Genomic DNA, 25,051 nt, shown 5'->3' on the forward strand with positions numbered 1-25,051 from the left:
CCGCCTGCGCGTGCCGAAGGTCAGCTCTGCGAGAGGTCCGGCAGCTGATCGCCGAAGAGATCGATCACGAGACCGATCAGCTCTTCGGGGGTGTCGATGACGTCGTCGGTCTCGGGCGCGGCGTCCGCCTGCGGAACGGTCCCCTCCGACTTGGTCGGGGCGGACTGCGCGGCCGGGGCCGCGGGTGCGGGAGCGGCGCCGTCGCCGGCGACGTTCACGACGATCGGGTTCTGGAACGGCGCGCCGGACTTCAGGCCGACGTTGTCCCACTGGGTGCCGGCGGCGTCCTGGCAACCCCAGTACACGTAGTAGGTGCCGGCCGCGATGGGCTGCGGGCCCTGGGAGACGGGCTGGCCGTCCTGGACGAAGGTGATGGCGGAGGTGCTGGTGTTCTCGACGGAGAACTTCGAGCCGGGCGCCTGTGCATCGGCGCGGCCCGACGGATCGGCGGCGTCGAGCCCGCTCTGCTTGGTCGACACGTAGGTCACGCAGGTGACACCGCCGGCGACATCCACCCCGGCGAAGTCGAAATCGACGGTGATCGAGCCGGGCGTGCCCGACGCCCCCACGGACGGGTTACCTGCCGCGGACGCGGTCCCCGGCGCGCACAGCGCCAGCGCTCCCACCCCGACAACGGCCACAGCGGTCTTCTTCAGAACGGATTGCATCAAAGCTCCCTCGAGTACGGCGATTCCGCGAGAAGTCGCGGCGTCCACTTCGACCCCCCGGTCGGAATGTTCCGAAACACCGTAACCCGAGGCGGCCTCACATGCGAGTTGGTCGGTCTGTTTCGAGCGGCGCCGCCCGCGCCTACACGCCGCGCCTCCAATCTGCACTCTCGGTGTCGTTTCAGCGGACTATTCCAGTCCACGTCCGTCGCCGCGGACGAAACGATGGACTCGGTCGGCATCGTTCAGGGTTCGACGGATGGACATCGTCGTGCGCCTGGTGGTCCTGTGGGCAGCGCTGTCGGTGCTGATCGCAGTTGTGGCCGGTGATGCTGTCCGGCTCCGGGAGGAACGGTCCCGCCCGACGCGCGCCGCCGAAGCGCCGGCCGAGCCGACCAAGCCCGAAACGATCGTCCGGACCTCGGTCGGAGTCTGAGCTCGGCAGCAGCGGCTGCGCGCGCCGGGATTGTGCACGAAGCTGCCGCAGCTCCCGGTCCCTACTCGGCCACGGTGAGGCGCGTCGACTCGGCAGCGCCAATCACCGCGCCCGACGTGGGAAGCGGAACGAGCGCGCACTGGCTGGACCCGGACGTGAGGGCACACAGCGCGGCGGGAAGAACGTAAGGAAGCAGATCGGTACTTCCGGTGTCCGCACTTGCGGTGGCCGGCACGGCGACCGTGATCGCGGCACAGCCCAGGATGCCGGCGAGAAGACGCTTCACGAAGACCTCGATTCGAAGAGGAAGGACCTGACGGTCCATTGAATCGGGCAAATCGCCAAAACATTACGTCTGCGAAATAGCGCTGCTCGAGAGATCGGTATCCGCCGTGCGCTCGCCGGGCTCCTATCCGTGCCCGGCTTGGTCCACCGGCGCCGCTGCGGAACGCAGGAAGCCAGCCGGCACGGTGTACTGATCCACGGGACCGATACCGGATAGTCCACGGTGCGGCCCCACCCGCGGTGCTCGGCCCTCCACGTCACGGCGTAGGTGCTCGCTCCCGCGAGAAGAAGACCGGGACCACGAGAACGACGATCAGGCCCACCCCGGCCAGGACAGCAGACCACGCATTCAAACGACCTTCCCGCTCCTCGAATTCGACACTCTGTTGCGCGGATTCCGCAATCGCCTTGTTTCTCTCGAGAACCGCCCGCCGAAATTCGTCCACTTGGATGAGGAACAGTTCGACCGCTCGGGGCTGCAGATCCGGGTCTGTCGCGGCCGGCACGGCCGGTGGGGTGGGCATGGCAGGAACTTCGGGAGGGCGCGGACTGCTGACGAAGGGTGCGACGATGAAGACGAGTCCCACCGCCAGGCTGAGCACACTCGCTTGAATGAAGTACCGCCGCTGCCCCGTCGCTCGATTGACCCACTCCATGAAGAAGATCAACCGCTGCATCTGGTGATTGTGCAGGGTGCCCGTCGGAGGGCGCAGCGTCGAGCGACTCGCAGGCATGAGGAAGGCCAGATAGAACCCGGAAAAGGCGACGGCCATACCCAGAAAGAGCGGGGCAAAGACCCCGCGCAGGGGTAGCGAATTATCGGTCACCGAAAACGCCACACCCAACACGCCGATATAGATGGTTCCGATGGCAGCGGCGGCTGTCTGCACGAACTTCGCACTGTCTCTACTTCGCTCGAAACCGCCCTTGGATGCGTCGTACAGGTTCTCCTGGAACAGCTTCCGCAGTTCGTACTCGGCAGCCCAGCCGGCCATCTGAAAGTCGGTCGTCGCCTTGTCGAGCGCGGCGCTGCGCTCCGCCTCCTCCGCACGCTCCGCCTCCAGCCGGAGTCTCTCGAGTTCCTGCGAGCGCCTCGCGGCAGGGCTCCACATTCTCACCAGTGCGACCGCGGATCTCAATCCGCGTCCTCGGGCGACTTCGACGGCATCACGTAGCTGTCCGGAATTCCCCACGCCCGCCCCTGGCAGTGCATATGCACGTCGCCTTGGAACTCCTCGGCCGGAAAGAACTCGTTCTCGACCTCGCACCACTTCCGACCGACAGGCATGGCCCGAGTGTGCTCCGAAATCGGTGGACCGATGTTGCACAGCCGCAACGAGTGGGTATCGATACAGAGCACCGCATGCGGACGAAGCCCGATAACACGAGCACGACTGGAAACTGGCCGGGTAGTTCTGCCGGTACCGGCGCCGGATACGGCCGTAGAAATCCTATTCCTGCGCCCGGCGCGCGGCGTCCCCGTGCCCCAGATCCCGCTCGGGATCCACGACGTCCCGCACCCGCTGCTTGAGCGTGACGATGTCGGGAAACCCACCGTCGGTCTTGCGGTCCCACACCACCCGATCACCGGCCGTAACGACGAAGATGCCGCCGGTGCCGGGGATGAGCGCGACCTCGCCCAGATCCGTGCCGAAGGTGTTGAGCAGCTCCTGCGCCATCCAGCCGGCGCGCAGCAGCCAGTTGCACTGCGTGCAGTAGGTGATGGTGATGCGGGGTGCGGTGCGCGGCTCGGTCACCGCCCGAGCGTATCGGTCGGCACGCCGCCCGAAAGGGGTGAGGCCCCGCCGATCGTGGTGGCGAAACGGCGGGGCCTCAGCGCGGGCCGGCGATGGGGGGTTACCGGCCTGCGAGCGTCGCCTTCGCAGGGGGGACAGGAAGGCGACACAGGAACACTAGTCCTCAAGATCGTTACTCGCGAGTACAAACACTAAAGCGCTGGTCAAAAGCATGTAAAGCGATGTCAGGGCTTGTTGGTGTGACGTTCGCTCTCGCGCTCGGCGCGCTGGATCTCGACGAGGGATTCCTCCATGTCGGCCACGCGCAGCACCTTACCCAGGACCAGACCGACCGCCACCGAGACGAGCAGCCAGGCGCCCAGAACCGCCGCAACCCACCACCACATACCCACAGTGTGTACGAACTTGGTCGCCGATGGGTAACGCGCGGAGGACTGTGAGCGATATTGCGTCCACGCTATCGCGGCCGTGTCGCACTTGTCCCACATTTCGTACCGAACAACCGTAAAGTCCCCGATGTGCCGACCCAGACAATTCGCCGTGCCGGACACGCCATCCTCGTTCCCGCCCTGGCCGCGCTGACCGTGCTCGCCGCTGGCCCTGCCGCCGCGCAGGACCCCGTCGCGCCGCCCGGCGACGTCGTCTTCGGCACGCAGACGCTGGGATTCGGCAACACGGTTGCCTTCCGCGGCCACAGCGACACCGCGACCCTCACCGTCCCGGTGCCGGACGGGCTGCGGCCCGCCGCGCTCGACACGACGGTGCAGATGCCCGCCAACGTCGCCCGCGGCTGGATCGACGTCCAGTCGCAGGGGCTACTGCTCGCCCGCATCGACCTGCCCGCCGCCGGAACCCTCGTGCCGGTCTCGCTGCCCCTGGATGCGGCGCCGATCGCGGACCGCGCCGTCACCGTCACCCTGACCCTTCACCTGCTCCCGTTCGACGGGATCTGCCCCGAGGACTGGACGGATCGCTCGGTGGTGCTGCGCGACGGACGCGTCCGCTACACCGGGGCGGCGACCCCGCCGGCCGTGGTCGCCGACTTCCTGCCGCCGATCCTCGAGTCGCTGGAGCTGGCGCTGCCCGCCGACCCCACCCCCGCCGAGTCGGCCACCGCTCTCGATCTCACCGCGGCCGTCACCGCCCAGTACACGGGCCGGCCGCTGCGGGTGACAGTGCAGACCCTGCCCGGCGACGACGCGGTGCCGCCCGCCCCGGCCGGGCCGTTCACCCGGCAGATCGCGATCGTCGAGACCGACGGCGACGGTGCCGCCACCCTGGTCCAGGTGCCCGGCGGCGGTCCGGCGCTCGCGGTCACCGGCGACGCCGACGCCCTGCGCAACCAGGCCCGCCTCATCACGAGCGACATCTCGTCGGTCGCGGTGGCCTCGGCGGCGACGGTCGGCACGCTGGGCCGGCCGCCGCGGCTGTCCCCCGACGCGACGACGCTCGCCGAACTGGGCCTCGGCGCCCTCACCGACACCGGCGTCGGCGTGGTGGAGGTGCCGCTCGGCATCCACCAGACCCGTCTGGGACGGCCGTCCCACAATCTGCGGATCAACCTGCAGGGCTCCTACACCCCGCTGCCCACGACCGAGGGCGGCCTGGTGTCGGTGACGGTCGGCGACACCGTCGTCGACTCGTGGCCCGCCGACGCGTCCGGCCGTCTCGATCGGTGGATCACGGTGCCGAACAACGTGCTCGGACGGACCACCGACGTGGTGGTGTCCCTGCGCGCCACCGGCGGCACCCACCAGTGCGGCCTGCAGCAGCCGATGACGCTGACCGTCGACGCCGGCAGCCGCGTCACCACCGAGCCCGCCGACCCGCCGCTGCCCGGGGGCTTCCGGTCGCTGCCGCAGGCGCTGCTGCCGAAGGTGAACGTCGCCGCCACCGAGGCCGGGATCGCCGACACCGCCCGGGCCGTCGCGCTCGTGGCCGGGCTGCAGAGCTTGACCTCCGTGCCGCTCGATCCCGAATGGGTGAGCGTCGACGAGGCCGCCACCGGCGGCACCCCCGCCATCGTCGTCGCCGCCGACGGCCGCGTCCCCGACACCCTGGAACTGCCGCTCGCCGGGACACAGGGCCGCACCCTCGACCTCCTCGACCCGGCCACCGGGAACGCCACCACCGTCACCTTCCCCACCGACATCGAGTTCGCGTCGCTGCAGGTGGCGCGCGACGGCGACCGCACGGTCCTCGTCGCCGCCGCCACCGAGGTGCCCGCCGAACTCGACCGCACCCTCGGCTGGCTCGCCGCGACCCCGCAACGCTGGGCCGAACTCGACGGCGACGTGCTGTTCACCACCGCCGACCGCGACCCGGTCGAACTCGCGCTCACCGACCCGGCCGCCGAGCCCGGCACCCAGGAGTCGCTGGGCCGCACGACGGGCTGGGTGCTCGCCGGTGGCCTCGCCCTGCTGGCCGTGGGGCTCGTCGCCGCGGGCGTCACGGCCCTGCGATGGCGTCGCGGCCGGCCGCGCCCGCTCTGATCGGATGTCGCCATGAGCACCGTCACGACCGCCGAGCGCGCCGCACTGTTCGCGCACACCAGCGCACGGTGGACGGTGATCGTCGCCGCCACCGTGCTCGGGTACTGGTCGACGTGGGAGCAACTGCTCACGGAGATCTCCCGCGGCACGGGCGGCGGCTACGTCCTGCTCGTGCCGCCGTTCGCGGTGCTCGCCGCCGAGGGCGTCACCCGGCGCCGCCGCGGCGAGTTGCCGATCCACGACCGGCAGACGGACCGGATCGTCGGCGGCGCCGTCCTGCTGATCGCGCTCGCGGTCAAGTGGCTGCTGCTGCCGCGGTACGGGCCGAACTACCAGATGATGCACCTCGACGTGCTGTCGGCGTGGACGTTCGTGATCGGCGCGTGCGTGCTGCTGTTCGGCTTGCGCGTCGCCTCCCGGTACTGGCCGGTGTGGCTGCTGCTGCTGGGCACGTCGCCGTTGTTCTACCGGGCGGTGCTCGTGCAGCTCGGCGGCACCAAGTTCGCCGCCGGGTTCCTGATGGTGCTGCTGGGCGCGATCGCGATCGCCGTCGCGGTCGGCCGCACCCGGCGCCGCGCGCTGATCGGCTTCTCCGCGACGATGCTGCTCGGCCTGGCGCTGCTGTTCGCGGTGACCACCCGCTACCCGGACGCGCGGGTCGCCGTCGCGCAGATCGTGCCGTCGGGCACGGCGGCGCTCGTCGTCGGCGGCGCGTTCTACCTGTACCGGTATCGCGGCCTCGCGCCGCGCACGCTGCCCCCGAACCCGGTGTCGCCGCGGGAGGCGACGCGCTCGGCGCTGTTCCTCGTCGCCCCGGCCGCGCTGGTGCTCGCCGTGCTGCCGCTGCCGGATCAGCAGCTCACGCCGGTGTCGGTGGGCCCACCGCCGAGCGGCACCGTCACGCAGGTGGTCCCCACCGGCTGGTATCAGATCGACTCCATCGACTACGACTGGCCACGAAGGTATTTCGGCTCCACCGCGCAGCTGCGCCGGCAGATGATCCGGGCCGTCGAGCCGCGCGCCGACTGGGATCGGCTGTCGCGGCCGCGCACCGTCGCCGTGCAGACCCTGCAGGTGCGGCGGGTGGGTGTGTTCGAGGTGTATCCGGTACAGACCTCCTACGATCTCGGGCGGGCGCGAGTGAGCCCGAAGATCCGGGTGGACCTCGGCCACGGCGTGCAGGCCGACTTCTTCACCGTCGTCGACGACGAGTTGCTGCTCACCTGGAGCCTGATGAACTTCATCTGGACGCGCGGCGACGCCCTCGCGCAGCGGGTGAGCCTGCTGACCGTCGACAACCACGAACTCGATGCGCCGTTCCCGCAGCCGACGCCGAACATGGCGTCGAACGGCCGGAATCTGCTGTCGGTGTTCCTGCGCGGGCGGGCGTCGGTGGAGGATTCCGATCCCGAGTACAAGGACTTGGACATGCTCACCGAGCTGGGCCGTGATCTGGTGGAGGCGCAGTGGCGCGGAATCTAGTCGACGAGGAGTTCAAGGCCGCCGCGCTGCACGACGCGGTGTACGGGCTGCGGGAGAAGCGGCCGCTGTCGTCGGCGTCGGTGGCGTTCGTGCCGTGGCAGAAGTGGCTGACCCTCGGCCTGGTCGCCGCGGTGATCGTGGCGCTGGTGTTCGCGACGACGCCGACGCTGACCGTGCTGATGGCGGTGTGCACGGCCGGGTACATCGCGACGCTCGCGGACCGGCTGCTGCTGTTCTCCCGCGGCCTGGCGCGCGACGCGATCCTCACCGTCGACGACGACGTGGCGCGGGCCGTGCCCGGGCACGCGCTGCCGACGTACACGGTGCTGGTCCCGGCCTACAACGAGCCGGAGGTGGTGGGTGATCTGATCGCGGCGATGGCCGCGCTGGACTATCCGGCCGAGAAGCTGCAGGTGCTGTTGCTGCTCGAGGAGGACGACGCCGTCACCATCGCCGCGGCCGAGGAGGCCGGGCTCGGCGAGAGCGTGGAGATCCTGCTGGTGCCGGCGGCGGACCCGCGGACCAAGCCGAAGGCCTGCAACTACGGGCTGCACTTCGCCACCGGCGACATCGTCACCATCTTCGACGCCGAGGACCTGCCGGAGCCGCTGCAGTTGCGGCGCGTGGCGGTCGCGTTCGACCGGCTCGGCGACGACGTCGCGTGCGTGCAGGCGAAGCTGGCCTTCCACAACGGCACCCAGAACATGCTCACCGGCTGGTTCACCGCCGACTACGCGCTGTGGTTCAACTTCGTGCTGCCCGGCCTGATGCGCTCGAATTCGCCCATCCCGCTGGGCGGTACGTCGAACCACATCCGGCGCGCCGTGTTCGACGAGATCGGCGCGTGGGATCCGTACAACGTCACCGAGGACGCCGACCTCGGGGTGCGCATCGCCGAGTCGGGCTACCGTACGGCCGTATTGGACTCGACGACGCTGGAGGAGGCGAACAGCGATCCGATCAACTGGATCCGGCAGCGTTCCCGCTGGTACAAGGGATACCTGCAGACATGGCTCGTGCACGTGCGACGACCCGTACAACTGTGGCGGGGCATCGGTACGGTCGGGATGCTCCGGTTCACGACCCTGCTCGCCGGGACGCCGATCATCGCGTGCCTGAACATGGTGTTCTGGTTGATCACCATCGCGTGGCTGCTCGGGCAGCCGTTCCTGATCGAGGAGATCTTCCCCTGGTACGTGTACTTCCCCGCGCTGATCTCGCTGGTGTTCGGTAACTCCGCCGTGCTGTACATGAACCTGGTCGCGTGCCGGGAGACCGGCAACTCGGCGCTGTGGCTCGCGTGCCTGACGGTGCCGGTGTACTGGCTGATGATGTCGGTCGCGGCGCTCAAGGGCACCTATCAGCTGATCCGCAATCCCTCCTACTGGGAGAAGACCTTCCACGGGCTGTCGTCATGAGGGGCGGCGCGGCCCGGGTGTTCTGGCTGTCCTGTCTGCTCTATGCGGCGGTGGGGCTGTACCTGTCGCTGGATGTGGCCTATTTCCAAGGTGATTCGCTCAGCCGGATTGCGGCCGCGCGCAGCGCCCTGCACAGCCGCGACCCGCACCTGGCGGCCATCGGGTTCGTGTTCACGCCCCTGACCGCGCTGATGCAGTTGCCGCTCGTGGCGCTGTCGGACTGGTGGCCGGCGCTGACCCGGTGGGGCCTCACGGCCGTGGTGATGTCGGCGCCGTTCATGGCCGGGGCCGTCACCCAGGTCCACCTGTTCGCCCGCGATCGCGGTGCGTCGCCGTGGCTGGTGTGGACGGTGACGGCGCTGTTCGCGCTCAATCCGATGATCGTGTACTACGGCGCCAACGGCATGAGCGAGGCGCCGTTCCTGATGCTGCTGTGCTGGGCGACGCGCCGGCTGGTGCGGTGGATCAGCACCGACGACGTGCACGACCTCGCCGTCGCCGGGATCGCCGTCGGGCTGGCGTATCTGGCGCGCTACGACGCGCTCGCCGTCGGCGCGGCCGTCACCGTGCTCGCCGTCGCGGTGACGTGGTGGCGCACCCGCGTGTGGCGGGCGGCGCTGCTCGACGCGATCCTCGTCGCCGCCCCGGTGGCGTTGGCGTTCCTCGTGTGGGCGGCGACGAGCTGGCTCATCACCGGCGAAGCGCTGCAGCAGTTCTCGTCGTCGTACGGCAACGCGGCGATCCTCGAGCAGAGCGGCGGCGGCTCCACCGGGGGCCTGGGGGCGCTGGCGTTCTCCCTCGCCGAGATCCTGGTGCTCGGGCCGGCGCTGCCGCTGCTCGCGCCCGTCGTCGCGGTGCTGGCGTGGCGCCGCCGGGACCTCGAGCCCGCCGTGCCGTTCGTCGTGCTGGGGGCGGTGCTCGCGTTCGCCGCCCTGTCGTACTTCCGCGGCATGACGTTCCCGTTCCTACGGTTCTACCTCGTCGCGGTGCCGCTGGCGGCGATGTGGGTGGTGCAGCTCGCGCCCCGTCGCGGGCAGCTGCGTGCGCGCCGGCTCGGCGCGCACGCGACGGTGCGGCCGCAGGACCGCGGCACCCTCGCGCCGGTCGGGGCGCTCGCGCTCGCGGTGTCGGTGCCGGTCACGTTCGTCGCGATGGGCAACGCGACGCTGTCGCAGGAGCAGCACGCGCTGCGCACCGTGCTGTTCCCCGATCCGGACGACACGTCGCAGCTGCGGGACCAGGAGAACCGCATCATCGCGTCGTTCGGCACGGAACGTCGCATCGCGGACCATCTCGACGCGCTCGACCTGCCCCCGGGTTCGGTGGTGATGGACACCGTGTACGGGTTCGCGGTGCTCACCGCGACCGACCGGCCCGAGCAGTTCGTGATCCCGTCCGACGCCGACTTCACCCGCATCCTCAACGATCCGGCCGCGAACGGCGTGCGGTATCTGCTCACCGTGCCGAACGAGGGTCGCGGCGTCTCGGATGCGGTGAACCGCCGCTACCCCACCGTCTTCGAGACCGGCGCCGACATCGCGACCCTCGATCTGGAGATCCCCAACGACGGCGACAACCAGCCGACCTGGCGTCTGTACCGGATCGGCCTATTGCCTCATGTCAAGATGCGCGCGAGGTGCGCTTCGTTGACTCATTCAAGGATGCGCGCGTGGAGGAGGGCTCGACGATGGGGCTACGCCCCGGGCCGGCCTTGGCGGTGGTGAGCGTGAGCAGCTCGGCGGTCAGGGCCTGAATCTGCCGCTGGATCGCTGCCGGGTTGAGCGTGACGTAGGTGCCGGCGAGGATCGCCTTGTCCTCGGCCGCGACGGCATCGTGCCGCTCGACGCGACGATGCGGAGTGGTCGCGGTGTCGTACTTCTTGGTCACCTTCGCCCCGTCACGGACCTTCGAGATCAGCTTCTGCTGCGGGCAGAAGAAGTTCGACAGACTCGACTGCAGAACCCAAATACTGTTGAGCAACAACAACTCTGCCGATGTGTCGTAGCGGTGGTAGCCGACCACGGTCCGTACGATCGCCCAGTTCTTCTGCTCGACGTGCGCGCCGTCGTTGGAGTTGCCGGGCCGGGACCGTGTGAAGGTGATCTGCCGCTGCGCGCACCAGGCGAGCAGGTGATGGTTGATGAACTCACTGCCGTTGTCGGAGTCGACCCCGCGGATCGGGAACGGCAGGATGCCGGCGATCTCCTCGAGGGCGGCGAGCACCCACTTGCGCGCCTTGTTCGGCACGCTCCGGTTCTCCGTCCACCCGGTGGCGATGTCGGTGACCGTCAACGTGTAGGCATGGTCGCCGACCGCGTTGCCGCCCTCGTGCCCGACCAGGTCGATCTCCACGAACCCGGGCACCGCGTCGTCCCACTGCGCCCACGTGCGGATCGGGATCTGCGACTTGAGCAGCGACCCCGGCTTGGTGTGCGCTCTGCCCTTCGGATCGAGCCTGCGCCGGTCCTCGGCCAGCCGACGGTCGATGGTCGCCGCCGACATCGACACCAACAACGCTGCGGTGGCGTCGTCGATGCTCAACTCGCCGAACCGACGCAGGATCGGCACCAGGTCCGGCAGCACCGCCGCGAGGCGTTTACCCGCCGGCGCACCGAGCACCGCCCAGCAGAACCGCAGCGCCGCAACCACCTCCGAGCCGTACTTCGGCGATCTCGGGGTGCGTCCCCTGACCGTCGTGGGGTGCAACGCCTGCGTCAACGCCTTGCGGGCGTGGTTGCGGTGCCAGCCGGTCGTCGCACACAACTCGTCGAGGATCACACCCTTGGTGGCCTTGTCGGCCCGGGCGTACCGCGTCGCAATCGTCTTGGTCACGGCCTTGCGTTGACTCATCGACAGCCCCATCGTCCGGGCCTACAGCCCGGCCCAGGCCGGACACGGCAGGCGCTCCGTACGCGCGCATTCTCATTTGAGGCAACGACTACCTCTACGCGCGCATTTTGGATGAGTCAACGCGATCGGTTGACGCACCCGCAGGCCGCGTGCCACCATCGCTGCACCAGCCCCGAAAACGGGGCGACCCCGGCCGGTGCGCCAACACCGAACCGGGGTCTGGGCACACGACAGAATGGACCTGTCATGCACCGTGAGGTGGATTGTATCCACACGCCGATTCCAGGCGTACATCCCCGGGAGTGGCCGGCGCCGCGCGCCGCGCACCCCGTCTACCGGCCCGGCGCAGCGTCCCGCGCCGCCGACGTGACCCGGACGAGTCCGCCGACGTCCTGACCCGTTCACCAGCCCTCGCACACGACTGTCACCAGCCGTGTCCGGGGGCCACAGGTGTTTTCCCTGCGTGCGTGCGAGGGCCGTTCCGGTGACCGAGGCGCACGCGGTCACGTCGTTTTCCGTGCGGGTCCGACGCTAACCAACCGCATCCGGCATTCCACCGTCCCGGTGAACGGCACCGGGCACCCGATCGAGCACGGGTCGACACGTCCGACCGGGTCCAGCTCAGCCGCTTGCCTTTTCGGCACGCGGCCATACGTGCTGGCCGAGACGCGGTATCGGGGCATGGTCCGTGGGTTTGCTTGGGGAAGGGGCCGACAAGTCAGCGACCCGTAGGGTCTCCGTTCAGAGCAGGCGCCGGGCCTTCATGCCGGGGAAGACCGCGCCGACGCGCACCACGTCCCCGAACGTCGGGGCGTGCACCATCTGACCGCCGCCGATGTAGATGCCCACGTGCCCCGGCCCGTCGGACTGCCAGTTGCCGAACACCAGATCCCCCGGCCGGGCCAGCTGGATCGGGATCTCGGTGCCGACCCGCCACTGCGTCTGCGAGGTGCGCGGCAACCTCACCCCGGTCGCCGCGTACACCGCGTACGACGTCAGGCCCGAGCAGTCGAACCCGCCCCCCGACGGACCGTTGACGTTGCCGCCACCCCACACGTACGGCAGCCCCAGATACCGGAACGCCAGGTCCACCACCCGGTTGCCGGTCTCGGTCATCCCCGGCAACCCGAGCCCGAAGAACGGCGAGAGCAGCCGCGCGAACACCATCTCCGTCGCCCGGATCTTCGCCACGTACGGCTTGGTCTGGTTCTCGTAGTCCGGCGACCCGGACGGCATCCCCCCGGACCGGCGCACCGCCCCCAGCCCGGCGTTGTACGCCGCCAACGTCAGGTCCAGGGTGTCCCCGCGCACCACCCCCTGCGCCTTCCACTGCTCGATCTGCCGGTAGTTGTCGCACAACAGATTCCCCGACGCCATCACCGGATCGGCGATGCCCAGCACATCGGCCCGCCCGTCCCCGTCGGCGTCCTTGCCGTAGGCATCCCAGGTTCCGGGCATGAACTGCCCCGGCCCCTTCGCCCCCACCGGCGAGACCGGGGCGCTGGGCCCGTACCGGAAGCCGTTCTCCGCCGAGTACAGCGCCGCCAGCACCGGCGCGCCGACCCCGTCGCACAACTGGCCGGCCTTGCGCAGCCACGGCGCGAACACCGCGATCGCGCCGATCGGCGCCAGGTTCGTCCCGGGCAGGATCGCCGGGATCGACGGCAACGTCACCGCGCCGCCACCCCACGCCGGACCCGGCGCCCACGCGCCGCTGCCCGTCGCCCCGGTGGCCGGCGCCCCGAACACCGACGGCCGTCCCGCCGGCGCGGCCGGCGCCGGCACCGACGGCACCTGTTCGAGCACGGCCTGCACCGGGTTCTCCACCGGCGCCGGCGGCGGTTCGAGCACCGCGGCCGCCTCCGCCGGCAGGTGCGGCATCAGCGCGTCCTTCGCCGCCGACGTCGCGTCCGCCACGGCCTGCTCCGCCGCCGGACGCATCAGCTCGGGCAACCCCGCCACCAGATCGGCGACCTGCTGCTCCAGAGTGCCGGCAGCCTCCTGCACCGCCTCGATTGCCACCCGGGCCTGGTCCTCGAGCGGCTGCGGCAGATCTATCCCCGAGACCACCACGCCGACCGCGGTTCCTATCGCCATCACCATGCTCGCCGGCTCACTCGACGACATCTCCGACCTCCTTCCACCGACCGCCGCCACCGACAATGCACGGCGCCCCTCACCTGGGTGTATTGCCGTCGCCCAGAGCCGATCCGACACCGCTGATTTCGGCGATCTTCCACTCGTCGCGGCTGTCCATGCTCAGCTTGTACGTCGCCGTCGATTGGATGCCCTCGGGGGCCTGGGCGTTCTTGGTCACCACACTCACGAAGCAATCGACCGTGTAGATGCCGTCCGGACCGGCTTCGGCCTTGGCCGTAATCGGCTGCGCCGTCGACGTCCACTGAAGCGGAACGATGATCTGCTCCATCGAGGTCGCCGCGCGAGTGAGCCGCTCCGAGAGTTCGGGGCTGGTTCCGGTGGTCAGCCGGGTTCGCCAGGTCTGCAGGTCGCGGAAGTCCATTTCGGCAGCACCTGTCGCGTATTCGAGCGCGGCCTGTTCGGCACGCTCGAGTGCGGCCGCCTCGGTGCGAACTCGGTCGAGTTCGCTTGCCTTGTCGCTCACCTGCCAGCCGAGGAGGGCCACGGCGGCGCACAGTGCCACCACGAGTCCACCGATGAGTATCTTCCCGGGTTGTAGCCGCACCGTGAACCCGGACCGCTGCGAATCCGCCTGCTCCCGCGGAGGGACACCGTCCTCGGCCGTACTGCGGTCGTTCTTATCGGTGGACTGATCGGAGGTGATCATCTGCATGGTGCGCCTCATTCCTGTTCGTATCGATCTGATGGGGTGACGTGCCGGGACCGTCGGACGGTCAGTTGCCCGGCGCCTGCACGTGCACGGTCACTGCGTCCCCCGACGATGTGGAGGTCAGGGCATTGTCGAGCAGACGGCCGACGTCGATCGTGCGCACCGCCCTCGCGCCCTGAGAAACCGAAGGCAGAAGATCGACGCCGATGACCTCGAGGTCCGCGGCCGTCGCATCGAGGAACTTCTGCAGTTCACCGATGAACGGACTGGCACCGTGCGCGATACCGGCATTCAGCGGCCCACGATCGGCAGCGAACTTGATGCCGGCGAGCAGATCGCGGAACCCGCTTCCGAACTCGGCGAGGTGCGGCTCGGCGTTGTGCATCCCCAGGGGAATCGTCGTGCTGTCCAGCAGCAACGGTTGAACGGTCCGCAGCAGCGTGGTGAAACTGTCCGCGTTCTGGGCGAACGTGGCTGCCATCAGTTCCCCCGCTCGCGAAAGATTGCCCAGCACACGCGGATCGTCGGGCAGAGCGACATCCAGCGCCTCGAAGATCTGGCGCACGCCCTCCGGATCGACCTGCGTGAGCAGGCGGGTGAGGCGCTCGGACAACTCCTCGAACGTCGTCGGCACCACAACCTGGGTGGACGGCACGAACGCGCCGTCGTCCAGATACGGTCCGGCCGCCGACGCCGGCCACACGGCGAGATACGGTTCGCCGAGCGCCGACAGATTGTCCACGCGGAACGCACTGTCGGCGGGGACGGGATGGTTCCGGTCGTACTTCCACGACACGTCGATCGCGTCCGCTGATGCGGTGATGCCGGTGATCTCGCCGATCTCCACCCCGCGCAACAGCACCCTCGAGCCCTCCACCAGGCCGTTCGTGTCGGGGACCTGCACACGTGCCGTGTAGACGTCCTCCATGAACCCTGTCCGCAGGCCCAACTGAGTCATGTACAGGAACGAGAGCACCGCTATCAGACCCATACCCACGATCGACCGCCCTGTACGCCGGCTCACTTCACAGCTCCCAACATGCGCAGGATGTTCTCGGCATCGGCAAGCAACTGATCACCGTCCGCTGTTTCCACCGAGACGATGTCCACCGAGGGATTCTGGGCAAACGGAATCAGTGTTGTCCGAAGGAAATTCGACACTTCCACGGTGGCCGAGGGCCCGCCCCGGGAGACGTCGGTGGTGTCGGCGAGCGATTCGAACATCGGGATCAGCCACAGTCCACCCTCGTACAGGCTTCCGACGGAAGGAAGGATCTGACCGATGTGCGACACGACATCCACCGCGAGCCGCCGCCAGTAATGCACGGTCGACGAGTCGAAGATCGTGGCGAGCGAGTCCGCATTGGCGTCCACGGTGACCGCAGTGGCATCCATTTCCACGAGCAGCCGGTCGATCTCGGCCGTCCGATCGCCGAGGTCGCGCAGGTCCACCGACACGATCGACGCAAGTCGTTCCACTTCCGGGACGGGCGGCATCACCGCGTTCACCCGGGCCATGACGTCCTCGACCCTTCGGATGCTGCCGCCGTTGACGAATGTCGCGAGCACGGCCATGGTGTCCTCGAGCTGCGGCGGCGACGTGGTCCGGCTCAACGGGACGGTGCTTCCCTCCTCGAGGTAGCCCCCGACGACGGCGTCGGGGTCGCGGACGAGGGCGACATAGGTGTCACCCAACAGGGTGTTCTGCCGGACGATGGCCCTCGCACCCGCAGGCACCCGCGTGTCCTGCCGGATCCCCGCGACGACGGCGACGCTGTCGTCCGCCACGTCGAGCTCGCGGACCTCACCGACTCGTACGCCGTCCATGATCACATCGGCTCCGGCCGGCAGATTCATGACGCTTTCGAACTCGAGCGAGATCTCGTACCCGTCCCCGACGCCACCGCGGACCGACGGCAGGTCCTCCGGCCGCAGCGAGCATGCCGAGGCGACGAGCGTCAGCAGCAGCGCTGTCGTCACCCGCGCCGTCCGTCCGAGGTCGATCCGTGTCTTCACTGTGCAGCCCCGTTCAGGAGGACGAGATCCATCAGACCCGTCGGCGAAACGCGAGCTCCTGATTCGGTCGGTGTGCAGCTACCCGGCCGGACGGTGTCGAGGAGTGCGCACAGCCGGTCGGCGTCCTCGTCGCTCAGTGTGATGGCGGGGGGCGTGTACTGCATCGTCAGCCCGCCGGCGTTCCGCGTCTGCTGATCCGCGACCGCCGCGAGCGACGGCACCGTCGCAACGAGGCTTTGGATCTCGCCCGTCCGCCCCGCGGCGAGTGCGATCGCGTCGGCGACCTGACCGTGCACGAACGGCCAGATGTCCCCGCCGTACTTGCGTTGGATGTCGTCCAAAGTGGCGACAAGCCAGCCGATTCCCACGCACACGTCGATGGTTCCGGGCCACAGGTCTATTCCCGCCACCGCCACGTCCGGCATCTGCTCCACGACGGACTTGATCGCTGCCCAGTCGGCGAGAGCCTGCTCGCTCAACGGCGCCATATTCGCGATGACAGTACCGATGTCGGCGACGAACTTGTCGGGGCTTTCCATGGCATCGGCGGCATGCAGCATCATCGACCGGGCGTTGTCGCCCTGTCCACGCAGAGCCTGGTCCAGGCCCGCGACGGCCATCTCGACGGTGTCCGCGCTCCCTTCGGGAGAAAGGGCCTCGATGAAGTCCGCCGCCGACCCCACGACCTCGGAGATGGCCTTGGGAGTCCGGCTGTTCTGCAGCGGAATACAGGATCCCGGTTCGAGCGTGGGGCCGGATGTGTCGTTGCCCACGAGCTCGAGGCTGCGGTCGGCGAGAATCGACTTGGATCGGGTCACCGCTTTGACATCGGCGGGAAGCGGGCGATCCCCGTCCGTCGAGAACGTCACCTCGACGTGACCGCCCTTCTCCACGATCGACTCGACCCGTCCCACCGGGAACCCCATCCGGGTGACCGGATTACCCACATACAGCCCGACCGCGTCCGGCATTTCGGCGCAGTACGACGGGGCGGGTTCGGCTCCGGCCGTGCGCGCGGCGGTGAAGCCGGCGCCGACGACGGCGGTCACTGCCAGGCCGATCGTTGCTACCTTCTTGACCTTGTTCATCGTCAGCACTGCCGTCCCGGAACCGGAATACAGATGTCCGATGCCATGAGCGTTCCTCCGCTGATCGTGGCCAGCCCCTCGGGCGTGAGCCAGTTCGCCAATTGCTCCCGGGCCGCAGTCAGGGCGTCGATCGAGGGCCCCATGGACGCGTTGAATTCCTCGATCATGGCGCGCACCTGAGTGATGGCCGCCGCGACCTCGTCCCGGTGGTCGAGGTAGTACTCCTCGTACGGTGCCACAGTCATCAGCACGTGTCCGAGCAGCCGGTACGCCTCGTTGAAGCCGGCATGGTTGGTGTTGTACGTCGAGAGCACCATGTCCATCTCACGGATCAGATGGAAGACGAGCTCGCGATTCGCGTTGAAGGTCTGCAGGTACTCCGAGGCGAGTCCCGTGACCGTCCGGACCTGCTCACGCTGCCGGTCCATGACACGTGCGATCGCCGTCATCCCCGAGATGATCGATCCCACCGAGTCCGGGTTCTGCTGTAGCGCCTCGGCGACCTGGACCAGATTCGCATCGATCGTGCCGCCGTCGACGTTGTCGGTGGTGTTGGGGGCCGCCTGGAGTACGTCACCGATCGAGTACGGGACGGTCACCTGTCCCACAGGAAGGGCCCCCTCGTCGAGCGGTCTCACGCCGAGCGGGACAAGCGTGATCGCGTAGCCCCCGACCGGGGTCAGCATCCGGACCTCGACCCGCGACTCGGTGCCCACCAACACGTCGTCCTCGACTTCCATCGAGACCCGGACGGTCGACTGTCCGAGCTCCATGTCCGTCACCTTGCCGACCGACACCCCGGCGATCCGCACGTCCTGGCCGACCGAGATGGCGGACGCGTCGGTGGTCTCGAAGGCCACCACCTTCCTGCCCGGGGGACTTATGTAGAGCACGGTCGTCGCGACGAGCGCGAGGACGGCCACGGCTACCACGCCGGCGCCGATGCGCATGTCGTCGGCGAGCCACGTCGCCAGACGGGCAGTACCGAACCGTGTCCGTGCGGACTTCACCGTGCGCTGCATACCACTACCCCGCTACCGTTGAGGAGAACGTCGACTTCGGTCGGCAGCTGGGCGACACCCTTGCTGCATCCTTCCCATCCGGGGGAATCCCCGACCGGGATCTGCAGTCCCGCCACCGAACTCGGTAGCAGCCGGAGAGCTTCCGCTGTCTCCTCGAGCGACGAGAACGCTTCGGCCACCATCTGCTCGACGTTCGCCCCCGGCTGCAGGCTGTAGGCGTCGAGCAGCCGTTTGATCGGTGTCAGGAACTCAGGGCCGTACGTGGCGGTCTTCGGAAACTCGTCGAGAACTGTCATCGCCTTCGCGATCGGGAAGCTCATCGAGCGGAGGAACTCCACGACCTCATCCGACCGGCCACCCATGGAGTCGGAAATCCGCGCGAGATTGGTCGTCAACGTCGCGATGACCTGTTCCCGGTCGGCCGCGAGATCGGCGAGCTTCTGCGCGTCGTCGAGCATCGGCTTCAGTCCCCCGCCGTCTCCTTGCAGCAGGGCGATGGCGTTCTCGGTGAAGGTGTTGATGTCCTCGGCACTCATGGTGTCCAGCACCGGCTGCAGACCGTTGAACAGCTCGGTGATATCGAACGACGGTCGGGTCCTGTCGAGAGGCAGAGTTTCGACGGGGACCCCGGAATCTTCCCCGAAGTCGGCATCCACATACCGCACGCCGGTGAGGTTCTGGTACTTGACCGCCAGAGTCGTGTCCGCGGTGAGAACGTATGGCTCCTGCAGCGAGAAACGGACCTCGGCGATGGTGCTGCCCTGGCGAGTCACCAGGTCGATGGCCTCGACCTTGCCGATCCGGACCCCACGCGTGCGAATGTCACCGTTGACCCCGAGACCTGACACATCGGAGAACTCCGCGGTGTAGGTGCGGGTGTCACCGGCCACGGGACTGCGCATGGCGCTGATCACCAGCACGAACAGCAGAGCCGAGACAGCTGCTGCTATCGCGAGTTTGAGGACGGTCGCGAGGAAGACGGCACGCGCGTTCATCGCTCTCCCCCGTTCGGTTCGGCCGGCGCGGCGGCGATCCCGAGCGGGGCCGCAAGCGCCGGAAATCCGTCGAGCACGACGCGCAACCGGAGGCGTTGCCCGTCTGGGGTGTCGACGAACGCGGAGTCGAATCGACCAACGATCTCCCGCGCCTGCTCCGGCGTCAGGCCGCCGTTGACGAGGTGCGGGAAGACATCCGACACTTCCACGACGATCTGCGTCAGCGGTGTCAGTTCCTCCCCGTGCGAGGCGAGCAGGGCACCGGCTTGGCCGAACAGCTGATTGGCGGCCAGCGTCAGGCCGGCGTTCGACTCGTCGAAGACGGCATCGTCCACACCAATCGAGCCGTCCGGCAGGCGGTTGTAGACGCTGTCGTAGATGTACATCAGTGCCTCGATCGCCTGATCGCTGAATCCTGGTGTTGCCGCGAGGATGTCGTTGAATCTCGTCATCAGCTCGCTCGGTGGCGCCTGCTGCGCCTGTGCGACACGGTCGGCGACCAGCACACCCGTCTCGATCCACGGTGCCAGTCCGTCGAGGTAGTGCACCGACTTGTCGAGCGACGTGACCATCCGGTCGGTCAGGGTTCCGTCGATGGTGAGCGAGCCCTGCTCGATCATCGTCGACATCGTGAAGTCGCCTCCTGGCGTCCGCTGCACTTCGGTGTCGGGCTCGAGGGGGTCGCCGCCGGGCATGACGACGATGTTCACTGCGGATGTTCCGAAGTAGTTCTCGGGACGGAAGTCCACCTCGAACGAGTCCGTCAGCCCGGCGACCTGGTGCTGATCGAGGACGAGCCGCATCTGCACCGAGCCCGCCTCGGTTCGGTCGAGCCGTTCGACCAGACCGACGCCCTGTCCCCGCAGGACCACCTTGGTTCCTTCCGTCACCCCCGGACCGACATAGGGGACCTCGACCCCGACGGCGAGCCCGTCCGGCGCGGTCATGCGTGGATACAGAGACGCGGTGGCGGTGACCATCACACCCGCCAGGCCGATCACTGCGACGCCGGCGACCGCCAATACTCGGGACTGATTCGCTGCGGATCCCCGCAGGAAGTCCTGGTTCCTGGAAGTGCTCATCCCATCATCCCTTGAAGACCAGTTCGGGGCTCAGACCCCAGATGGCGACCGTCATCAGAAAGTTCAGGACGACGATCGCGACGAGGCTCGCGCGGATCGCACGTCCGGATGCGGCTCCGACCCCAGCCGGACCCCCGGATGCGAAATACCCGTAATAGCAATGGATCATCGTGACGACACCACAGAAGATCAACGCCTTCACCACGGATGCGGCCAGGTCGGGCACATTCAGGAATTGGGCGAAGTAGTGGTCGTAGGTGCCCTCCGGCTGTGCGTGGAACGTCTTGACCACCAGACCACCGGTGACGAAGCTGACGACGAGAGCCATGAGGTAGCCCGGAAGCACGACGAGCATGCTTCCGATGAGCCGCGGTCCGACCACGAAGGGGATGGCTTGGAGTCCGATCGACTCGGTGGCATCGATTTCCTCCGAGATCCGCATCGAACCGATCTCGGCCGTCATGCGGCATCCGGCCTGGGCGGCGAAACCGATTCCCGTGATGATGGGGGCGATCACACGGACGTTGCCGAACGAGCCGATGATGCCGGTCAACGCGCCGAACCCCAGAAGGTCGAAGGCCATGAACGCCTGGATCGCGACGACGGCGCCCACTGCGATGCCGAGGAAGAACATCAGGCTGATCACGCCGCCGTCCACCACCAACGACCCGTTGCCCCAGGCCATGTTGTTCATCGTGGTGAGAGTTTGCTTGCGGTAGTGACGGGCAGTCTTGGGCAGCAGGTAGACGGTCTTGCCGACGAAGAGCGCGATCTGTCCGACTTCCTCGACGCTCGCCCGGATCCGGCGCGTCGCCGTGCCGGTGATGCGTACGGGGAACGTCGGCGCGGTCGCGCCGCGATGTGCTGGAGTATTCGTCGCCATCATGCCAACCGTGCCGGGAAGAACATCATCTGCAGCTGGCTCACGACAAGATTCGCCGCAAAGATGCAGAAGACGCTGAGCACGACCGACGCGTTGACGGCATTGGCAACGCCGGTCGGCCCGCCCTTTGCCTCGAGTCCCCGCAGTCCGGCGATCAACACCACCATCGCGGCGAAGATCACCGACTTCAGCACCGAGAACGCGAGATCCGTGGGCGTGGCGAACGCGCCGAACGACTGCCAGAAGCTGCCTGGGACGACGTCGTTCACGTTCGCGGAGATCAACAGACCCGCCGAGACTCCCGCTGCGATGATGATGATGCACAGCATGGGAGCGATCGCGATCATCGCAAGGAATCGCGGGACTACGAGTCGCTGCACCGGGTCGATACCCATGACCCGGATCGCTTCGATCTCTTCGCGGATCGCTCGCGCGCCGAGGTCCGACGCGATAGCGGATGCGGCCGCACCGCTCATGAGCAACCCGGCGGCCATCGGCGCTCCCTGACCGACGACCCCGAGGCCGCTCGCCGCGCCGGCCAGTGAGTTCGCACCCACCTGGTTCATGATGCCGCCGACCTGAACGGACACCTCGGCTCCGATCGGGACGGCCATCAGCAGGGCGGGCAGCGCCGTCACCTTGAGTAGCTTCCACATCTGCTCGACCACCTCGCGTACCGACAGTCTCAGTGCAATGGTGTCCTCGATGCAGTAGCGCACGACGTTGCCACCGAGCCTCGCAGACCGGCCGATGGTTGCGAGGCTCTGGGTCGGTTTGTTCGTGACGTAGCCGCCGATCTTCCGGAGTACGACGTTCCGCCGCCAGGGGATCGGCTCCTGATCCCGACGCTCCGGCGGCGTCTCTGTCTCTACCGGCAGCGCCGGACCCGTCCTCATCGCTCCCCCATCAGGGGTTCGACGGCAGTCGTCTCACAGTCCCGCCTTCTCACAGGTCGGTACCTTTCTCGTTCGTGGCCACCCGGGGTGGCGCAACAGTTGCCGGCGTGAACTCGCCGCGGCCGGTCTCGACCGTGCGACTGGCGCCGCGTCACAGCGCTACTCGTGGGAGCACCGTCGTCGGGGCCTCTGATCCGATGAAATCGGACATTGTGTTCTCGTGTTCGAAGGATTCGAGGATGGCCTGCTGGGCGGCCTCGGGCAGGGTGTGCAGGATGTGCCGCACCCGCTCCTGCCGGCGGGCGACGGCCTGCCGCTCGGGCATCCCCGGGGTGGCCTTCATCTGCGGCACGATGCCTTCGACGTCCTCCACCCCACCGGCGTGGTGCCCGGCGTCGACGAGGGCCTGCTCCTGTGCCATCGTCGCCTCGTCCTTCTCCTCCGACATCCCGATCGGCCCGATCATCGTGCCGTTGAGGAACTGCTTGACCACCGGCTCGTCGCTGGTGAGCAGCACCTCGCGCGGACCGAACATCACCAGCTCCCGGCGGAACAGCATCCCGATGTTGTCCGGCACCGTCCGCGCCAGGTTGATGTTGTGCGAGACGATCAGGATCGTCGCGTCGATCTCGGCGTTGATGTCGATCAGGGTCTGGCTGATGTAGGTGGTGCGCACCGGATCCAGCCCCGAGTCCGGCTCGTCGACCAGGATGATCTGCGGATCGAGCACCAGCGCCCGCGCCAGCCCGGCCCGCTTGCGCATGCCGCCGGAGATCTCGCCCGGCAGCTTGTCCTCGGCGCCGAGCAGACCGACGAGCTCGAGCTTCTCCATCACGATCTTGCGGATCTCGGACTCGGACTTCTTGGTGTGCTCGCGCAGCGGGAACGCCACGTTGTCGTAGAGGTTCATCGACCCGAACAGCGCACCGTCCTGGAACAGCACCCCGAACAGCTTGCGGATCTCGTAGAGCTCCTTCGAGGAGCACTGCAGGATGTCGGTGCCGTCGATGACGATCGAGCCCCGCTCCGGTCGCAGCAGACCGATCAGCGACTTGAGGAACACCGACTTGCCCGTACCCGACGGGCCCAGCAGCGCCGACACCTCACCCGCCGGCAGCGTCAACGTCACGTCCTGCCAGATCCGCTGAGACCCGAAGGACTTCGTCAACCCCTCGACAGCTACTTCGACTCCCACGATTCTCCTCCCGTTCGCCGGCACGGCCTCCGAACGCATTGGTCACGATTGCAGGCTGCCGATTGTCTCGTCCCAATTGGACTCCCCCGGAGTGCTTATCGATCGAAACGCTCTTCGAACACTCCTGCGGGATGTGTGATCCAGACCTCGATTGCATGTAACTATGAGTCAGACTACGAAAATTGTCAATTGTTGGTCGCCGACGGCCGGCCATCCCGAACTAGTCCAATAAGGCTCTGCCGGAGCTGAATTGACCGGCACACCGCGAGCGGCACCTTCGTGCAGGACGACATCGGCTTGGCCACAACGGCATAGACGGAAAGCAACAGCAATAATGCACTCGCACAGCGCGATCGAATGTCATCTGTCCTTGTCGGAACGTTCAGCAAGCCGTCGCCGACTGCGATGAACCACAGCGCCGGACAGAGCGCGATCAATTATCCTGCAAACAAGGCATTATCGGCCGGCGTGGGACATCCCCGCAGAGGCCAGACGGGCATGTGCGCCTACGTAGCCCGTATGCGGAGATGCCGGCAATCGAAAGAAATCTCGTCGCGGTTGTTCACCCGGCGCGCCTCCTGCCGGCGTCGTGGGCGAACCCGCGCTGGATGAGCCGGTCCAGCGCACCGACGACGACCTCGGGGAACTCGAGCTGGACCAGGTGCCCGGCCCCGCGGACCCGCTTGAGCTCGACGTCCGGCAACGCCGCCGCGAGCTCCTCGGAGCCGGAGAACGGGATGATCATGTCGGCGTCCCCGCACAGCACCAGCACGGGCACCTGTCCGAGCACCGGCAACGCCGCCGACTCGTCGTGCAGTTCGAGGGTGCGCAGGAAGTTCACGATGGTCAGCACCGAGGTTTCCGCCAGCATCCGGTCGGAGAACTCCACCAGCTTCGGGCTGACCACCGTCCCGTAGGACGCGGCGCGCAGGATCGGCGCGATGATCGCCTTGGCGGCCCCACGGGCGTACTGCACGAACCCCGGCGCGGTGCGGGCCAGATGCCGGAACGCGTCGATCACCGGGTTCTCGAGGTTACGGCCGATGCCGGTCTTGGTCAGCCCGGCGGCGGTGGTGGCGAGCAGGCCCACCCCGACGATGCGTTCGTCGAACAACTCCGGGCGCTGGGCGGCCAGGGCGATGGTCGTCATCCCGCCCATCGAGTGCCCGACCACGACCACCGGGCCGGTGGGGACGACGGTGTCGATGACGGTGCCCAGATCGCGGCCGAGCTGAGCGATGGTGCAGGACTTCGACGTCGACACGGCGGATTCCCCGTGGCCGCGCTGGTCGTAGAAGACCATCCGCACGTCCTTGCCCCACCGCTCCTGCAGGTGGCGCATCTGCAGATGCCAGGACTGCATGCGCAGGCAGTACCCGTGCACGAACACGATCGTCAGCGGCGCCAGGGCCGAACCCACCTCCCGGACGGCGAGGTCGACGCCGTCCTCGGTACGCACGGTGCGCTTGGGCAGCGCGAGCATCGCGTCGAAATCTTCCTCGCCGTAGATCTCGTGCGCGGGCAGGCCCGCGGTGCGCACCGCGTACAGCCCCGCGTTCGAGCCGAGCGTGGCCAGGCTCGCACCCAACAGCCCCAAACTGCCCAACAGCGTCATCGCTGCTCGCCTCCTCCGCCACCGACGTAGGTGCGGACTGCACGGGCCGGTGGATTGTGTCC

24 protein-coding genes are annotated in these 25,051 nt (G+C 68.0%); 5 read left to right on the forward strand and 19 right to left on the reverse strand.

The window, feature by feature from the left end; all coding sequences use genetic code 11:
* Window positions 1-20: 20 nt before the first annotated feature.
* A complete protein-coding gene (locus KZJ41_RS22200; RefSeq protein ID WP_043797025.1) occupies window positions 21-668 on the reverse strand; it encodes a hypothetical protein in 648 nt (215 codons plus the stop codon).
* A 259-nt stretch (window positions 669-927) separates the two neighbouring features.
* On the opposite strand from KZJ41_RS22200, the gene KZJ41_RS22205 reads away from it, so the two are divergent.
* Window positions 928-1,104 carry a hypothetical protein gene (locus KZJ41_RS22205; RefSeq protein WP_157127565.1) on the forward strand — a complete coding sequence of 59 codons (177 nt, stop codon included), beginning with the start codon at window positions 928-930 and terminating at the stop codon, window positions 1,102-1,104.
* A 61-nt stretch (window positions 1,105-1,165) separates the two neighbouring features.
* On the opposite strand, the gene KZJ41_RS22210 is transcribed toward KZJ41_RS22205, so the two are convergent.
* From KZJ41_RS22210 to KZJ41_RS22230, 5 genes are all read right to left on the reverse strand, one after another.
* Complete coding sequence (locus KZJ41_RS22210) at window positions 1,166-1,390, reverse strand: hypothetical protein (protein WP_144415044.1); 225 nt, start codon at window positions 1,388-1,390, stop codon at window positions 1,166-1,168.
* 256 nt (window positions 1,391-1,646) lie between these two features.
* Entirely contained in the window at window positions 1,647-2,501 is an 855-nt protein-coding gene (locus KZJ41_RS22215; protein ID WP_050035774.1) for a hypothetical protein, read from the reverse strand.
* A 23-nt stretch (window positions 2,502-2,524) separates the two neighbouring features.
* Window positions 2,525-2,677, reverse strand: coding sequence for a hypothetical protein (locus KZJ41_RS22220; RefSeq protein ID WP_157127564.1), 153 nt, complete (start codon window positions 2,675-2,677; stop codon window positions 2,525-2,527).
* Between the two features lie 163 nt (window positions 2,678-2,840).
* Window positions 2,841-3,146 (reverse strand): SelT/SelW/SelH family protein, encoded by a 306-nt coding sequence (locus KZJ41_RS22225; RefSeq protein WP_043797019.1) that lies wholly within the window; start codon window positions 3,144-3,146, stop codon window positions 2,841-2,843.
* Between the two features lie 224 nt (window positions 3,147-3,370).
* The gene (locus KZJ41_RS22230) at window positions 3,371-3,532 is read right to left on the reverse strand and encodes a hypothetical protein (protein ID WP_006934360.1); all 162 of its coding nucleotides are present in this window, start codon (window positions 3,530-3,532) and stop codon (window positions 3,371-3,373) included.
* 132 nt (window positions 3,533-3,664) lie between these two features.
* Here KZJ41_RS22230 and KZJ41_RS22235 point away from each other — a divergent pair, with 132 nt between their 5' ends.
* Genes KZJ41_RS22235 through KZJ41_RS22250 form a run of 4 tightly spaced genes read left to right on the forward strand, consistent with a single transcriptional unit; the run spans window position 3,665 to window position 10,262 of the window.
* Entirely contained in the window at window positions 3,665-5,638 is a 1,974-nt protein-coding gene (locus KZJ41_RS22235) for a cellulose biosynthesis cyclic di-GMP-binding regulatory protein BcsB (protein WP_251549642.1), read from the forward strand.
* A 12-nt stretch (window positions 5,639-5,650) separates the two neighbouring features.
* A complete protein-coding gene (locus tag KZJ41_RS22240) occupies window positions 5,651-7,120 on the forward strand; it encodes an archaeosortase/exosortase family protein (RefSeq protein WP_006934367.1) in 1,470 nt (489 codons plus the stop codon).
* The gene (locus KZJ41_RS22245) at window positions 7,105-8,538 is read left to right on the forward strand and encodes a glycosyltransferase (RefSeq protein WP_251549644.1); all 1,434 of its coding nucleotides are present in this window, start codon (window positions 7,105-7,107) and stop codon (window positions 8,536-8,538) included. The genes KZJ41_RS22240 and KZJ41_RS22245 overlap by 16 nt, the downstream gene beginning before the upstream one ends.
* The gene (locus KZJ41_RS22250; protein WP_251549646.1) at window positions 8,535-10,262 is read left to right on the forward strand and encodes a glycosyltransferase family 39 protein; all 1,728 of its coding nucleotides are present in this window, start codon (window positions 8,535-8,537) and stop codon (window positions 10,260-10,262) included. The genes KZJ41_RS22245 and KZJ41_RS22250 overlap by 4 nt, the downstream gene beginning before the upstream one ends.
* On the opposite strand, the gene KZJ41_RS22255 is transcribed toward KZJ41_RS22250, so the two are convergent.
* The 13 genes from KZJ41_RS22255 to KZJ41_RS22315 form a co-directional block, all read right to left on the reverse strand.
* Window positions 10,159-11,388 (reverse strand): transposase family protein, encoded by a 1,230-nt coding sequence (locus KZJ41_RS22255; RefSeq protein WP_251549569.1) that lies wholly within the window; start codon window positions 11,386-11,388, stop codon window positions 10,159-10,161. The two genes, KZJ41_RS22250 and KZJ41_RS22255, sit on opposite strands and share 104 nt — an antisense overlap.
* A gap of 741 nt (window positions 11,389-12,129) precedes the next feature.
* Complete coding sequence (locus tag KZJ41_RS22260) at window positions 12,130-13,515, reverse strand: NlpC/P60 family protein (protein WP_251549648.1); 1,386 nt, start codon at window positions 13,513-13,515, stop codon at window positions 12,130-12,132.
* 49 nt (window positions 13,516-13,564) lie between these two features.
* Window positions 13,565-14,200: a hypothetical protein gene (locus KZJ41_RS22265; RefSeq protein WP_006930733.1), complete on the reverse strand. Its 636-nt coding sequence runs from the start codon at window positions 14,198-14,200 to the stop codon at window positions 13,565-13,567.
* A gap of 61 nt (window positions 14,201-14,261) precedes the next feature.
* Window positions 14,262-15,155: an MlaD family protein gene (locus tag KZJ41_RS22270; protein WP_251549650.1), complete on the reverse strand. Its 894-nt coding sequence runs from the start codon at window positions 15,153-15,155 to the stop codon at window positions 14,262-14,264.
* A gap of 62 nt (window positions 15,156-15,217) precedes the next feature.
* Window positions 15,218-16,213: an MlaD family protein gene (locus tag KZJ41_RS22275; RefSeq protein ID WP_006930735.1), complete on the reverse strand. Its 996-nt coding sequence runs from the start codon at window positions 16,211-16,213 to the stop codon at window positions 15,218-15,220.
* A complete protein-coding gene (locus KZJ41_RS22280) occupies window positions 16,210-17,301 on the reverse strand; it encodes an MlaD family protein (RefSeq protein WP_251549652.1) in 1,092 nt (363 codons plus the stop codon). Before KZJ41_RS22280 ends, KZJ41_RS22275 begins: the two co-directional genes overlap by 4 nt.
* 2 nt (window positions 17,302-17,303) lie before the next feature.
* Window positions 17,304-18,311 carry an MlaD family protein gene (locus KZJ41_RS22285; RefSeq protein WP_006930738.1) on the reverse strand — a complete coding sequence of 336 codons (1,008 nt, stop codon included), beginning with the start codon at window positions 18,309-18,311 and terminating at the stop codon, window positions 17,304-17,306.
* On the reverse strand, window positions 18,308-19,318 hold the full coding sequence (locus KZJ41_RS22290; protein ID WP_006930739.1) for an MlaD family protein: 1,011 nt from the start codon (window positions 19,316-19,318) through the stop codon (window positions 18,308-18,310). Before KZJ41_RS22290 ends, KZJ41_RS22285 begins: the two co-directional genes overlap by 4 nt.
* The gene (locus tag KZJ41_RS22295; RefSeq protein WP_044475572.1) at window positions 19,315-20,400 is read right to left on the reverse strand and encodes a hypothetical protein; all 1,086 of its coding nucleotides are present in this window, start codon (window positions 20,398-20,400) and stop codon (window positions 19,315-19,317) included. Before KZJ41_RS22295 ends, KZJ41_RS22290 begins: the two co-directional genes overlap by 4 nt.
* A 4-nt stretch (window positions 20,401-20,404) precedes the next feature.
* Complete coding sequence (locus KZJ41_RS22300; protein ID WP_006930741.1) at window positions 20,405-21,283, reverse strand: ABC transporter permease; 879 nt, start codon at window positions 21,281-21,283, stop codon at window positions 20,405-20,407.
* Window positions 21,283-22,179 (reverse strand): ABC transporter permease, encoded by an 897-nt coding sequence (locus tag KZJ41_RS22305; protein WP_006930742.1) that lies wholly within the window; start codon window positions 22,177-22,179, stop codon window positions 21,283-21,285. Before KZJ41_RS22305 ends, KZJ41_RS22300 begins: the two co-directional genes overlap by 1 nt.
* A gap of 151 nt (window positions 22,180-22,330) precedes the next feature.
* Entirely contained in the window at window positions 22,331-23,374 is a 1,044-nt protein-coding gene (locus KZJ41_RS22310; RefSeq protein ID WP_155951804.1) for an ABC transporter ATP-binding protein, read from the reverse strand.
* 562 nt (window positions 23,375-23,936) lie between these two features.
* Window positions 23,937-24,989 carry an alpha/beta fold hydrolase gene (locus tag KZJ41_RS22315; RefSeq protein WP_029545654.1) on the reverse strand — a complete coding sequence of 351 codons (1,053 nt, stop codon included), beginning with the start codon at window positions 24,987-24,989 and terminating at the stop codon, window positions 23,937-23,939.
* Window positions 24,990-25,051 lie beyond the last annotated feature (62 nt).

It is taken from the genome of Rhodococcus sp. 11-3 (assembly GCF_023704055.1).
GTDB classification, from domain to species: Bacteria; Actinomycetota; Actinomycetes; order Mycobacteriales; family Mycobacteriaceae; genus Rhodococcus; species Rhodococcus aetherivorans.

Bases quoted from the DNA above. Each gene is read 5' to 3' on its own strand.
- KZJ41_RS22265 (WP_006930733.1), bottom strand. From the start codon at position 14,200: ATGCAGATGATCACCTCCGATCAGTCCACCGATAAGAACGACCGCAGT.
- KZJ41_RS22230 (WP_006934360.1), bottom strand. From the start codon at position 3,532: ATGTGGTGGTGGGTTGCGGCGGTTCTGGGCGCCTGGCTGCTCGTCTCG.
- KZJ41_RS22240 (WP_006934367.1), top strand. From the start codon at position 5,651: ATGAGCACCGTCACGACCGCCGAGCGCGCCGCACTGTTCGCGCACACC.
- KZJ41_RS22260 (WP_251549648.1), bottom strand. From the start codon at position 13,515: ATGTCGTCGAGTGAGCCGGCGAGCATGGTGATGGCGATAGGAACCGCG.
- KZJ41_RS22220 (WP_157127564.1), bottom strand. From the start codon at position 2,677: ATGCCTGTCGGTCGGAAGTGGTGCGAGGTCGAGAACGAGTTCTTTCCG.
- KZJ41_RS22250 (WP_251549646.1), top strand. From the start codon at position 8,535: ATGAGGGGCGGCGCGGCCCGGGTGTTCTGGCTGTCCTGTCTGCTCTAT.
- KZJ41_RS22295 (WP_044475572.1), bottom strand. From the start codon at position 20,400: ATGAGCACTTCCAGGAACCAGGACTTCCTGCGGGGATCCGCAGCGAAT.
- KZJ41_RS22315 (WP_029545654.1), bottom strand. From the start codon at position 24,989: ATGACGCTGTTGGGCAGTTTGGGGCTGTTGGGTGCGAGCCTGGCCACG.
- KZJ41_RS22200 (WP_043797025.1), bottom strand. From the start codon at position 668: ATGCAATCCGTTCTGAAGAAGACCGCTGTGGCCGTTGTCGGGGTGGGA.
- KZJ41_RS22270 (WP_251549650.1), bottom strand. From the start codon at position 15,155: ATGACTCAGTTGGGCCTGCGGACAGGGTTCATGGAGGACGTCTACACG.
- KZJ41_RS22205 (WP_157127565.1), top strand. From the start codon at position 928: ATGGACATCGTCGTGCGCCTGGTGGTCCTGTGGGCAGCGCTGTCGGTG.
- KZJ41_RS22255 (WP_251549569.1), bottom strand. From the start codon at position 11,388: ATGAGTCAACGCAAGGCCGTGACCAAGACGATTGCGACGCGGTACGCC.
- KZJ41_RS22300 (WP_006930741.1), bottom strand. From the start codon at position 21,283: ATGGCGACGAATACTCCAGCACATCGCGGCGCGACCGCGCCGACGTTC.
- KZJ41_RS22215 (WP_050035774.1), bottom strand. From the start codon at position 2,501: ATGTGGAGCCCTGCCGCGAGGCGCTCGCAGGAACTCGAGAGACTCCGG.
- KZJ41_RS22280 (WP_251549652.1), bottom strand. From the start codon at position 17,301: ATGAACAAGGTCAAGAAGGTAGCAACGATCGGCCTGGCAGTGACCGCC.
- KZJ41_RS22305 (WP_006930742.1), bottom strand. From the start codon at position 22,179: ATGAGGACGGGTCCGGCGCTGCCGGTAGAGACAGAGACGCCGCCGGAG.
- KZJ41_RS22290 (WP_006930739.1), bottom strand. From the start codon at position 19,318: ATGAACGCGCGTGCCGTCTTCCTCGCGACCGTCCTCAAACTCGCGATA.